This is a genomic window from Bacteroides sp. (assembly GCF_028690125.1).
Lineage (GTDB): Bacteria > Bacteroidota > Bacteroidia > Bacteroidales > Bacteroidaceae > Bacteroides.
Genome location: NZ_JAQVBV010000016.1, coordinates 38,589 through 52,689, shown reverse-complemented (window position 1 = coordinate 52,689; position 14,101 = coordinate 38,589). Strand labels below are relative to the sequence as shown.

Annotated in this window: 6 protein-coding genes; all 6 read left to right on the top strand. The window is 37.0% G+C overall.

Annotation, left to right across the window (positions count from 1 at the left end):
* Positions 1-11 precede the first annotated feature (11 nt).
* Genes PHO71_RS11960 through PHO71_RS11935 form a run of 6 tightly spaced genes read left to right on the top strand, consistent with a single transcriptional unit; the run spans position 12 to position 14,054 of the window.
* Positions 12-2,360, top strand: a complete 2,349-nt coding sequence (locus PHO71_RS11960) for an ABC transporter permease (protein ID WP_300203499.1) — start codon at positions 12-14, stop codon at positions 2,358-2,360.
* A 28-nt stretch (positions 2,361-2,388) separates the two neighbouring features.
* Positions 2,389-4,797 (top strand): FtsX-like permease family protein, encoded by a 2,409-nt coding sequence (locus tag PHO71_RS11955; RefSeq protein WP_300203631.1) that lies wholly within the window; start codon positions 2,389-2,391, stop codon positions 4,795-4,797.
* A 2-nt stretch (positions 4,798-4,799) separates the two neighbouring features.
* Positions 4,800-7,133, top strand: a complete 2,334-nt coding sequence (locus PHO71_RS11950; RefSeq protein ID WP_300203497.1) for an ABC transporter permease — start codon at positions 4,800-4,802, stop codon at positions 7,131-7,133.
* Between the two features lie 15 nt (positions 7,134-7,148).
* Positions 7,149-9,467, top strand: coding sequence for an ABC transporter permease (locus tag PHO71_RS11945; RefSeq protein WP_300203629.1), 2,319 nt, complete (start codon positions 7,149-7,151; stop codon positions 9,465-9,467).
* A gap of 14 nt (positions 9,468-9,481) precedes the next feature.
* Positions 9,482-11,806 carry an ABC transporter permease gene (locus PHO71_RS11940; RefSeq protein ID WP_300203495.1) on the top strand — a complete coding sequence of 775 codons (2,325 nt, stop codon included), beginning with the start codon at positions 9,482-9,484 and terminating at the stop codon, positions 11,804-11,806.
* Positions 11,799-14,054: an ABC transporter permease gene (locus PHO71_RS11935; RefSeq protein ID WP_300203493.1), complete on the top strand. Its 2,256-nt coding sequence runs from the start codon at positions 11,799-11,801 to the stop codon at positions 14,052-14,054. The genes PHO71_RS11940 and PHO71_RS11935 overlap by 8 nt, the downstream gene beginning before the upstream one ends.
* Positions 14,055-14,101: the final 47 nt, after the last annotated feature.

The window sequence follows — 14,101 nt, the reverse complement described above, 5'->3', positions numbered from 1 at the left end:
CACATAATAGTATGATACTACATTATTTAAAAATAGCTTTTCGGAATCTGATAAAATACAAAACACAGAGTTTGGTCAGTATTGTCGGACTGGCAGTTGGTTTCACTTGTTTTGCGTTTTCCGTGCTATGGATTCGTTATGAGATGACCTATGATACTTTTCACGAAGGGGCTGACAATATCTATATGGTGCGTGCTCACTATACTAATTGGTCCGGGAGTATTTCAAATAAGACGATATCCAATAGCACCCCTTCTCCTTTGGCTGCTTATTTACAAGATAAAATGCCTGAGATCGAGGCAGCAACTTCTACATCCGTACAGAAGGTCAGATTACGTGTGGATAAGAACGAAGAAGAGGTTGTGTCCGCTACTGCGGATTCTGCTTTCGTAAACTTTTTCAATATACAGTTATTAAAAGGAACTGTAAATTTCATGAAGAAAGACAACTCGGAGATAGCTGTTACAGAAGAATATTCAAAAAAACTATTTGGTACGGAAGAAGCATTGGGTAAGAATGTGGAAGTAGGGAATCGCTCTTATAAAATTGGAGCGATTGTGAGCGGTTGGTCACGACATTCTAATATACCATATAATATATTGCTTCCTGCGCGACATTCTTCTCAATGGAACAGCCAAAACGAGCAGTTGTTTATCCGTATTCGTGAAAACACAGATATGACTGCGTTCTGTAAGAAAATGGAAGCCATCCGTATTACGGACATTGAAAAAGATAGTGAAATATCAGAACTTTTGCTAACTCCCATTTCAGCGTTACGTTATTCCGAATATGCAGACAAAGCAGATGTCGTAATTTCTTTCAGCTATATTTTTTATTTTTTGTTGGCAAGTGGATTGGTCATCGTTTGTTCGCTATTCAATTATCTCACCCTTTATGTCAGCCGACTTTATATGCGTGGTCGTGAGATGGCACTGCGCAAAGTAAATGGTGCGGGCAACAGAAGTTTATTTGCTCAATTGGCAGTTGAATTACTGGTGGTCTTATGTATTGCTCTGGTAGTTGGATTGGTGATGGTAGAAATATGTATGTCCCCCTTTCTTGAGTTTACACAAATAGAGCCCGAGAGTTCTTATGGAGAAATAGTAGTGTATTTCTTGTTCGTAATACTACTTTCGTTCTTATTTGCACAGATTCCTTTATATTTTTTCCGGCGGCGGACATTGCAGGAAGCTATCAAGGGCAGAATTGTGGTTCGTAATCCTTATTTATTCCGTAAGCTGGGCATTGTTGTGCAGTTGATTGTCAGTATAGTCTTTATTTTCTGTACGGTTCTTATTATGAAACAGCTTCATTTTCTGAAAAACACGGATTTAGGAATGGAACGTCATAATATCGGCAGCGTAGCCCTATGGAATGGAGATATTAAGCAATGGACGGAGAAGATAAGTGCTTTACCCATGATAACAAAAGCTTTACCTCCCCGATATTTTCCGATGATTCCGACCGGACCGATGATGTTCTCAGAAATAAATAATTGGGATGACTTACCAAAAGTAGCTGATGAACCAATTATGGTAGGTATTATGCCTGCATCTAAGGAGTTCTTTGAGTTTTATGGTTTGCAGCTTATTGAAGGTGAGCTTCTTTCTGAAAAAAGTCAGCAGAATGAAGTCGTGATTAATGAAAGTTTGAAGCATCAATTCGGCTGGCGGCAAGCTGTTGGTAAAACGTTCCATTATGAAGGTAGTGAACAGCGCTATTGTGTAGTTGGCGTAGTAAAAGACTTTAGCTATCGTCCTCCTACGGGTAGCAACGGTTACATTGCTTTTCAGCCCTATCAGGCACAGGAATATTTGCTGAATCGTGCCTGTATTCTATTTGAGTTTAACGAAGGAAGTTGGAATGAATGTCGTGAAGCAATAGAAGCGATGCATAAGGAAGACTCTCCTAACGCTTATATGCGATTATTCAATGAAGAAGAAGAATATAACAAATATCTCCGTTCCGAAGACGCTTTGATGAAATTGCTAAGTTTCGTATCATTGGTCTGTGTCGTGATTTCCGTATTTGGGATTTTCTCTCTGATTACTTTATCCTGTGAGCAACGTCGCAAGGAGATTGCCATACGTAAAGTGAATGGAGCGCAAGTTTGCCATATTATGCAATTGTTTTTCAAGGAATATCTTTTATTGTTGGTCGTAGCTGCCGTTATCGCTTTCCCGATTGGATATGCTTTGATGAAACAGTGGATTGAAAGTTATGTACGGCAAACGACTATAAACGGATGGTTGTATCTAAGTATTTTTGTTGTAGTAGCACTTATTATTTTGCTTTGTATCGGTTGGCGAGTGTGGAAGGCAAGCACACAAAATCCAGCGGAAGTGATAAAGAACGAGTAGTAATTATTGGGATTTAAAAAGAATGAACATGAAATTTGAATTATCTGGTGTTAAAACTTTATTTCGCTTTAAAGTATATACGATAATCAACATAATCGGGCTTGTAGTAAGCGTAGCGGCAACATTAATTCTCGTACGTTATATCCATCAGGAAGTGACGGTAGATCATTTCTGTAAAGATCTGGATCAATTGCATGTATTGACAGCTCAAAGAAGTAATGGCCATATTTCTATCATAGATAATTCAGATAGAAATAATGATCCCAATTTCATAGATCCATTGAAGCATTCGGAAGTAGAAAAATATTCATCTTGTGTTTCTATTGAAGATGATTATGTTATTGTGGATGAGCATCGTTATCAAGCAAAAGTTTTGGCAACTGACAGTGTCTTTTTGCAGTTAATGGATTATCCTGTCATTTCCGGTATTAAAACGATCCAAAGACCGGACGATGTGATCATCAGCCAAAAATATGCTCAGCATATCTTCGGAAGCCAAGATCCGTTAGGAAGACAGTTTCTTTCTTCAGTGGGCACATTGCTTACTATCCGTGGAATCATTGGAGAACCAAGTACTAAGTCTTCCTTACAATTTGATATGCTTGTACCCATTAATCAAGGTAACAATGTGCAGTGGAGTCGTATGGGATTTTCTATTGTACGTTTGGCAAGAGGAACAAATTTGCAAGAATATAATGAGAAAATTTCTAAACCTCAGTCATTAATCTGCTTTTCTAATAGTCCTATACAGTATATGCTTCTGTCTTTAAAGGAGCTGTATTTCAATAAAACAGTCCAATCCTCGGCGGCTTCCTTTTTACGAGGGAGTAAAGATCACATTTCGGTCTTAGCAGTTGTAGCTTGTATGTTATTGTTGGTTGGAATCTTTAATTTTATAAACATTTATACAGTCATAATATTGAAGCGGGCACGTGAGTTTGGAATCAAGAAAGTGTATGGAGCGAATGGGCTTCAAATCTTTTTTCAGATATATGCGGAAAATGTTTATATGGTTGGCATTGCTTTATTGTTCATCTGGATGTTAATAGAAGCCACGATAGGAATATTTTCGTCCGTCTATGCCATTCCTGTTCAATCAGATCTTGTATTTGATTTGTCTTTGTCTCTTATATTATTAGTGGGATTGCCCTTTGTTACTTCCATTTATCCTTTTATGAGATACAATTATTCCTCTCCAATCACTTCTCTGCGTTCTGTAAATGTTGGAGGTAATTCAATTGTTTCCCGTGTGCTATTTTTATTTATTCAATACGTTATTACTTTCTGTTTGATAGTTGTTTCGTTATTTTTTGTACGCCAATTGCATACAATGCTTCATGCAGACCTTGGCTATCAGTCGAAAGATATTATTTCATGTCAGTTCTTATCACACGAGAGATATGATAGAGGATACTCAAGCAGTGAAGAATGGAAAAAGGCACGTGATATAGAGCAGTATAAAGAACAAGTGATTCAACGAAAAATGGATGAATGTCCCTTGTTTCTGTCTTGGCAATATGGTGAAGCTCCTATTAATTTAGAACCTTATATAGTAATGGAGTATAACGGAGAAAAACATAAAATAGCGATAATGCATGTGAGTAAAGATTATATGAATATGTTTGGCTTTAAATTGAAAGAAGGTAGAGAATGGAACAACACAGATCAGTTTGAACAATATAAAATAATCATTAATGAAACTGCCAAAAAACTTTTTCGTATAAAAGACATGAATGAGGCTTCTTTACAGCCGGAGTCGCGTTTGTGGTGGAGTCATGGAGTAGATGTGGAGAAGAATCCGCCTTTTCAGGTTGTTGGAGTTATAGAAGATTTCCGAACGGGTCATTTGTCTAAAGGTAATGTACCATTAGCTATTTTGTATGGTGAGAAAGGAAACCCAACAGACCCTTTGATGGCCACTATTGGCAATGGTAAACGCAAAGAAGCGATTGACTTTTTGAAGGAATTGCACGATGAAGTAATAGGTAAAGGTGATTTCAATTATACTTTTATAGAAGACGAAATCGCAAAATTGTATGATGAAGACAGAAGAACCACCCGTATTTATGTCACTTTTTCCGGACTGGCTATCTGCATATCTTGTCTTGGATTGTTTGGATTATCATTGTATGATATCCGCCAACGCTATCGGGAAATAGCACTGCGTAAGGTAAACGGTGCTACCGGCAAACAAATCGCATTATTACTGTTACGAAAGTATCTTTATATTTTAGGAGCTGCATTTGCCGTGGCCGTTCCTTTGGCTTATTATATCATCAATGATTATACAAAGGATTTTGCAGTAAAAGCTCCGATAGGTATAGGGATATTTATGATCGGTTTCATTCTCACATTACTCATTTCTCTGGGAACATTGTTGTGGCAGGTCCGTAAAGCTGTGCGACTCAACCCGGGAATAATTATGAAAAGCGAATAACGATGGGAAATTTGATACTACTTAAACTCATATTCAGAAGCTGGTGGCGTAACAAGCATTTTGCTGTAATCTCGTTAGTTAGCCTTATTGTTGGTATTTCCTGCACTAATTTACTATTATCTTTCGTCATTCATGAATATACGATCGAAGGAGAAAATCCCAATAAAGACCGAATATTCCGTTTGACTCAGCAATTGCCATTTATGCAGGATACAAGAGAGGGAGCCTTTGTGTATGGCGGGGTAGTTAAATATGTAGTAGCTCCTTTTCCGGAAATAGAATCATATCTTAGGTTGAGTGAAACACGACCGGCTCATATTGAGATAGGAGACCAAAAATTTCAGGAACAAGTGATTGTAAAGGCAGATAGCTCTTTTGGCCGTTTCTTTCCTTATCAAATTCTTTCCGGTAACCTGACAGATGCTTTAACAAAGCCCGATTGTGTGGCATTAAGCGAAGAGAAAGCAATGCAATTTTTTGGAAAGACCGATTGCGTAGGCAGTGAACTTTCGGTCGTATTCTTAGATAAGGTGGATATAAGAAAAGTGGCGGCTGTATATAAGCCTTATGTACAGGCTGCCCAACAAATCGACATACTCAGTAATTCTTCTGATATGGACAATGAAGGAACTTCTTGCATGATACTTCTAAAAGAACGGACAGACCAGAATGCTTTTTTGAAGCGTTTCGAGTCTACAGAGCTTCCGGCTCTTATGGGAGAGGGATTTTATCAACTACAAACCTTGCAAGAATCCTATTTTAATACCGATATGTCAGATCCTGCAAGTACATTCCATCATCGTCAGGAGGTTTTACTCAGTATCGGACTCCTGTCGGCCTTTCTTATCTTGCTTATTGCCTGCTTTAATTATGTAAATCTCAGCTTTTCCCGTTTGCTAAAGCAGGTGAATATGATTCATATCGAGAGTTTGCTGGGAGCTTCCCATTCGTATATTTGCCGTCAATTATTCGTGGATACTTTTCTTACCGTATTTATAGCTTTTATGTTTTCAATATTAGTTATAGGCGACATTTTGCCTCTTTTTAATTATTCATTCTCGTCGCATCTGACATTAAGTTTCATTTTATCATGGAAAGTCTTTCCATGGATTTTTCTATTCGTTCTTGTCCTGGCAATTGTTCCGGCGGTCTTTATGGCTAAGAAACTAAACCGTATTTCTATCAGCAGATACCGCCAATTCTTTTTAGGAAAAGGAAAGAGAAGGCTCATTGCTGTTTTTGTATGTTTCCAATTGGTGATTTCTATCGGACTGATAACCGCTTTTACAATGATACACACACAGTTATCGAATATCGAAAATCAGGGAGAACGATATAAAGGAGTCGTTATATTGGGAAATGAACATCTTGTTCCGAGTATTCCTTTATACAATGATATTAAGAATCTGCCGGGCATTCAAATGGCAGTATTGACGGAAAACAGTATCTCGTCTCCTGTAAGCATCGGCACGCCTTTGAACACGGGAAATGGTAAAGAACCTCTGATAATGAAAGTTATATTTAAAGGGAGCCGTGAAATCTTGGATTTGTTAAAGCTCGATCTTATCGAACCGGAACGTACGGCTGATTTATTACTTAAAACAGCTTATCCGGTAGTCGTCAATCAGGCATTTATACGTACTTTCATTTCGGAGGGAGAAGATCCGGTAGGACAGGTTTTGAGTAAATACGGTCAGGACAATGCGAGGGAAGGGACGATTGTAGGCATATTTGAAGATTTCCGATTAACTACTCACAATACTCTAATTACTCCTATGGAGATCGTGATCAATGAGCCGACAGTTGATCAATCCAGCTATATCTCTTGTCGTATTGACGAAAATAAACGGGGAGAAGTTCTGAAGCAACTGCAACAGCTTTGGAATAAATATTATCCTGAACAATCTTTTATCTATACAGACGCTTATCAGAGATATCTTTCTTACAATAAAGACATGGCAAATTTTTCCCATTTATTATTGGCTTATGCTCTCATAAGCTTATTTCTGACTCTCTTTGGCGTATTTGGTATTACGTGGTACGCAGTAGAACAGCGGAGACGTGAGATCGCTATACGTAAAGTATATGGTGCAACCTCCTGGCAGATTTTGTTATTATTGAGCCGTTCTTTCTTTTATTATATATTGGCTGCTTATGTTGTTGCTATTCCTGTTGTATACGTACTAATGAATAAATGGAGAGAACAATTTGTATATCCTTCGGATTGGGGGATAGGAGTATTTACTATCCCCGTTATTTTGCTGATGCTGGTGACTTTTATAACAGTTATCCTAAATGGCTACCATGTAGCATTGAGTAATAATCAAAACGAATAAAAACTGATAGATATGATGATACGACACAATTTAAAAGTAGCGTTTCGTAACCTACTGAAATACAAAGTACAAATGGGAATCAGTATTATCGGATTGTCAGTAGGCTTTGCTTGTCTTGCTTTATCCGTATTATGGATACGTTATGAAATGACTTATGATACTTTTCATGAAGGGGCAGATCGAATCTATTTTGCCGGTAGTAGTTCTCTTTCTCAAGGAGATGGCTTTTCATATAATTCTTCCGGTTTGTTAGTTGATTATCTGTTGAAGAATTGTCCCGAAGTGGAGAAAGCCTGCCACATTAGTTCGAATAATTATCCTGAAAATATAAAATACCAGGATATCGAATGGCAGATACAACCACAAACAGTAGATTCTAATTTCATTTCGATGTTCAATATCATTGCAATAGATGGTGATATACACTTGCAATTGAATAAAGATCAGATAGCTATAACAGACAAAGCAGCCAAACGAATATTTGGAGCTGAATCTCCTCTTGGTAAGAAAATGGCATTTATCCAAAGAGATAATGAAGAGAAAACAATAGTTGCTGTAGTTAAATCATGGAGAGGGCATTCTTCTTTTTCTTTTGATATTTTATTGCCTTATTATGATTCTGAACCGAATTGGGGACAGCAAAATTGCTATACATTATTTCGTGCCTATCCCAATAGTGATATCAAAGCATTGAAACAAAGAATAGAAAAAATCGAAGTCGCGGGACATTTAGTATCTGCACCTATTGTTTTATTGTCGGCATTGAGAAGTGACTATCCAAAGAAGGATATGAATGTTAAGCAAGATCATATTCGCCTTTTTGCCGGTATTGGTCTTTTAGTGGTGATTTGTGGATTATGTAATTATCTGACTATACTTATCACCCGTATCCGAATGCGTAAACGCGAATTGGCATTGAGAAAGGTGAATGGAGCCTCTAATGGCAGTTTAGTAAGATTGATTCTTTCTGAATTACTTTTGGTACTTATGTTATCATTTGGAGCGGGTGGCGTATTGATAGAATTAACTTTGCCTGCTTTCAAACAATTGTCACAGATTAATGAGAATGCATCATTTTTTTATAGTGAGATATTTATTTATATGTTATTGTTGGTTGCAATTACTATTGCCATTTCCTCCATGCTTATACATTATATCAAAAAAGGGACTTTGTCTGATAACATTCATTGCAAATCAAATCTACATTTGTCCGGTTGGTTTTATAAAGGTAGTCTTTTGTTTCAACTGCTTATTAGCATTGGTTTTGTATTCTGCACTTTAGTAATGATGAAGCAATTAAATTTTCTACTAAACTCAAAAGAATTAGGGCTGGAACGACATAATGTGGGAGTCATTACTGGCGCTTCCTGCTGTGATAACTCTCTCTTGAAGAAAACACTCGATCAGATACCTGAAGTTGAGAAACGTTTGAATGGCTTTTATACTCCTATTCCTAAAATGTTATTTGGTTACTATCGGATAGAGCGTTGGGATGATAAACCTGCGGGAGATCAGTATATTACTATGGAGGATGAGACAATCAATCAGGATTATGTTGATTTCTTTGAGGTAGAACTTTTGAAAGGTAATTGGGTGGATGAAAAGGATGGGGAAGGAAACATTATCATTAATGAAGCCGCTGTAAAAGCACTTGGATGGAATCAGCCGATTGGAAAAAAAATAGATATAAATTCAAGGACTTTAACTGTAAAAGGAGTCATTAAAGATATATACTACAATGCTCCAATATATCCGGTAGTTCCTACTATGTATTCTTATCACAAGGAAAGTGAGAATGAGGGACATATTATTTTTAAAGTAAAAGAAAATACTTGGGATATAGTATGTCAAAAACTAATAGATGAAGCAAGAAAAGCCCATCCGGATGCAAAACTGTTTCTGACGAAAATGGAAGATGTTTATGATGATTATATGAAATCGGAGCAGAATTTGAATAAGCTACTCAGTGTAGTTTCTTTTATCTGTATATTGATTGCTGTTTTTGGAATATTCTCATTAGTAACATTATCATGCCAGCAACGACAGAAAGAAATTGCAATCCGAAAAGTAAATGGGGCTAGTATGAGAGTTATTCTGAATCAGTTTTTCAAGGAATACTTACTTTTGCTTTTGGCAGCCTCATGTATAGCTTTTCCATTGGGCTTCATCTTTATGAAACATTGGCTGGGAGGATATATGAAGCAGACATCCATTGAGTGGTGGCTTTATGGAGGAATATTTATGGGAATGGCACTTATTATTTTTCTCTGTATTATTGGGCGAATATGGAGGACTGCTCGACAGAATCCGGCAGAGGTGATTAAAAACGAATAAAAACAGATCGAATTATGATACAACACAATTTGAAAGTAGCGTTTCGTAACCTACTGAAATACAAAGTGCAAATGGGAATCAGTATTATCGGATTGTCAGTAGGCTTTGTTTGTTTGTCCCTTTCTCTATTATGGATCCGTTATGAAAAAACGTATGATTCTTTTCATGAAGGAGTAGATCGTATCTATCTTGCAGGTAGTACTGGTAATCTGGATGCAGATGGCTTTAGCTATTCTTCATATTTTTTACTATATGACTATTTGGTAAAGAATTGTCCTGAAATGGAAGCTATTTGTCGAGTTCGTCCCATATCACCTCTACGTCGAGAGGTTAAATACAAAGAGACTGAGTTTCAAATGCCACAAATGGAGGTTGATTCTAATTTTATCTCCATGTTCAATATTACATTATTAAATGGAAATGCGCCTTTGCACTTGAACAAAGATCAAATAGCAATTACGGATAAAGCAGCCGAGCGGATATTTGGTAAAGAATCTCCAATCGGCAAGCAATTAGTATTTACCCAAATGGATAATGAGGAAAAAACAATAGTTGCTGTAGTTAAATCATGGGAAGGCCATTCTTTATTATCTTACGACATTTTGTTACCGTATTGCGAAGAATCTTGGTCAAGCGTATATACATTGTTTCGGGTATATCCTAATAGTGACATAAAAGCATTGGGGGAAAAAATAAAGAAAGTTGAAGTTATAAGAAATGGGGGGGAATGGTTTATAAATACTTCTATTGTCCAATTGACGGAATTAAGAAGCCTACATCCGAAAGCTAATATAAATGTTAAGATGAATCATATTCGTATGTTTGCGTCTATTGGTGCATTGGTTGTCATTTGCGGATTGTGCAACTATTTGGCCGTACTTATCACCCGTATACGAATGCGTAAACGCGAACTGGCTCTACGAAAAGTGAATGGAGCATCCAATAAGAGTCTGCTGACATTGATTCTTTCAGAGCTACTTTTGTTGCTTTGTTTTTCATTTGGAATAGGAAGTCTATCCATAGAACTCATTCTACCTGCTTTCAAAAAACTATCTCAAATTAATGAAAGCACTTCATTTTTTTATAGTGAGATATTGCTTTATATGTTATCATTAATTGTGATCACTACTATTATTGCTGCTATGCTTATACGATATATCAACAAACGGACACTATCTGACAGTATTAGCCGTAAATCAGATATTCACTTTTCCGGTTGGTTTTATAAAGGAAGTATATTATTTCAATTGTTCATCAGCATTGGTTTTGTATTCTGTACCTTAGTGATGATGAAGCAATTGAATTTCTTGCTGAATACTAAAGAACTTGGATTAGACCACCATAATGTGGGAGCAATTACTAAAAGGATAGGTTGTGAAGATGTTCCTTGGGAAAAAATATTGGATCAAATGCCTGATGTGACTGAACTTTTGAAATATTTTAATAGTCCTATTCCTAAAGGGGTAGCATATCATTCTCAAATCTCAGATTGGGATGATAAGCCTATAGGAGAACAGCCTATTGAAATAGAAAGTATGGAAATAAACCAAAAGTATATTGATTTTTTTAGAATAGAGTTGCTAGAAGGTAGGATGTTGGATGAAGAGAAAGACAATTTAGCAGATGTGATCATTAATGAAGCTGTCGTAAAAGCATTAGGTTGGAAAGAACCTATTGAAAAAAAAATGATTTATAATAAGTGTACAGTAACTGTTAGAGGAGTCATTAAAGACATTTATCAGCAATCTCCAATATATCCGGTGATTCCAATCGTATTTAGTCTAAAAAAATCTGCAGATACTCACTTGGATTATATTTTCAGAATAAAAGAGGGTACTTGGAATAAAGTATCTCAGGAACTGATAAAGGAAGCGAAGAAAGCTAATCCAAATGCAGAATTGAAATTAGTGAATTTCGATGAGGTTTATAATGATTATCTAAAATCGGAGCATAATCTGATTAAGTTACTTAGTTCTGTTTCTCTCATCTGCATTGTAATTTCAGTATTCGGCATTTTTTCTTTAGTGACTTTGTCATGCCAACAACGCCGCAAAGAAATGGCAATCCGCAAAGTAAACGGAGCTAGTGTAGGAGTCATTTTTAATATGTTTTTTAAAGAATATATGCTTTTGCTTTTTATTGGATCCTGTGTCGCTTTTTCATTCGGGTATATCATTATGAAGCATTGGCTTGAAGGGTATATGAAACAGACATCCATTGACTGGTGGCTCTATGTAGGGATATTTTTAGTAATGGCCCTTATTATATTCTTTAGTATTATTGGAAGAGTATGGAAGACCGCTCGTCAGAATCCGGCAGAAGTAATTAAAAATGAATAAAAATATGTTAGCATTGCATTACGTAAAGGTTAGTATAAGACAGTTGTTAAAACACAAATCACAAACTTGTATTTCGATACTGGGCATCGTGGCGGGTTTGTTTTGCTTCAGTGTATGTAGTTATTATAACCGTGTCATGAGATTTGGGGATAAAGCTTTTTCCACTTATGAACGGTTGGCGGAAATAAAAGAGAAAGGGGTTCCTTATCAGCTAAATATTCAAGGAAGTGATATTGACAAAATAGGACCGGAATCATTTGAGGCGGTTGCTTTTTGGAGAAATATGAAAGACAATCTCTTTTTAGACGAAACGAATTATTGCAGGGTGGGCATCACTCTATGTAATCCGGATTATTTCAATGTATTTCCCACCCATTGTGTAGAAGGCTCTTTGGAATCATTTGTCATGCAAGGAAACAAAATAGTTGTAACTACAGAGTTTGTGAAAAAGTATTTGGCTAACAAATCTCCTTTGGGAACATCACTAACGTATGGGAAGGGAAAGGCTTATGAAATAGCAGCGGTCATTGAACCATATCCGGTGGGAATGCGTGATTTTATTGATATTTATGAGGTCTTTTTACCTTTGGAAAACTTGCAGGAGTATTGTAGCCATACTTTGTTGTTGAAGAATTCTGATGATGCAGCACATCTGACGAAGCGTTTGCAACAAGGAAACTTTTTCCGGACAGACAGAGCGAAGATCGTTCCTGAAGTCACGTTGGCGAGTGAAGAAGGAGCTCAATATGGAATGGACTTTTGGGTGGCTGTTATCGGATTATTCATATTACTGGCAGGGATGATCAACTTCTTTTCATTCAGTTTTGGTTCTTTCGTAAATCGTTATCGGGAGTTTAATCTGAGATTTACGTTAGGAGAGAAGAAAAGAGGTCTATTTGTTATGTTGCTGATAGAGCAAAGTCTGATGATTAGTATGGCAGGGCTGCTCACGTTGGCATTGATAGAGGGCTTGCTTCCCTATTTATTTAGTATTTCGCCGAGTGACATTAGAGATCAGCTCACTATAGATAACGAGTCATTGGTACGATATGCCATTCAATATACTGTTTGGCTTCTGATCATTGCTGTTATATTGATCACTTGTTCCATCTGGTACATAAGAAGGCAAATCAGGGCTTGGGGGTTACGGCAGAAAGTGATGGTGGGGCATAAACACCTGATGCAAAATGTATTATTAGTGGTGCAACTGTTCTTCTCTTTCCTGTTCATCATGGCAACGGTCGCAGTTCAGTTGCAGGTTAAGGAGAATGACAGACAAGCGAATCCTCGTCTTAGCATGGATGAGAAAAAGAATATAATGGTACTCAATGTGCGTTCTACACCTCCTTTGCAGGACGAAATGCAGGTCTTTCTGGGATATTTGCGTTCACGTCCATGGTGTTACAAACTAGGTTATATAGGTTGTGATTGGGTTATTTATTCCAGTTTTACGGAAATAAATCTGGTATCGGATGATTATTTTGATGTAATGAATATCGAGAAGAAACATCGGGCGGGAGAATCTTTTTGTTATGTAAACGAAGCCTTAATGAAGACCGTTGAGAACGACTCTCTTTCGAATGCCAAATTCCATTATAAAGATGGAAATCAAGATGTTTATTATCCGGTTACGGGAACTATCGCTATGAAATCGGAATCGATGAGTGCGTCTCAACTGTGTTTGTTGCCTTTCTCGGATGATATGAAGATAGAGAAGATATTTGTCCGACTGGCTGAAAATGCTTCCCGCAGTCAGGTGCTGGCTGATATGAAAAAAGAAATGAGTAAATACTTGCCTGTGAATGAACCTTTTCAATATGTTAGTTTATATGATGAGCAAGTTGGAGGGGGATTACGGGTGTTGAGCGGACTGTTTATGATTTGTTCTTTGATCTGTGCGATCATAGCTGCTTTGGGTATTTACGGAGTTATTTATATCGATACTTCTCGCCGTCAGAAAGAGGTTGCAATACGAAAGATTAATGGAGCTCGCCTGACGGCTATTTATTGGTTGTTTGGAAAGAAATATCTGTGGATTTATTCCATCTCTTCTCTTATTTCTGTTATCGGATGTCTTTTCATTTTTATTTTGGGAAACAGATATCGCATCATTCAGTTTGATTATACTAATCCATTCCTATGGATTATTCCATTGGTTTTAGTAGCCGGTGTTGTTCTATTTACTGTCAGTTGGAAGATTTATCGTATTGCTCAACTGAATCCGGCTGATATCATCAAAAGCGAGTAAAATAGGGTCATTGTATTGAATGAAGCAATGTCAGAGTCTAGAATCAC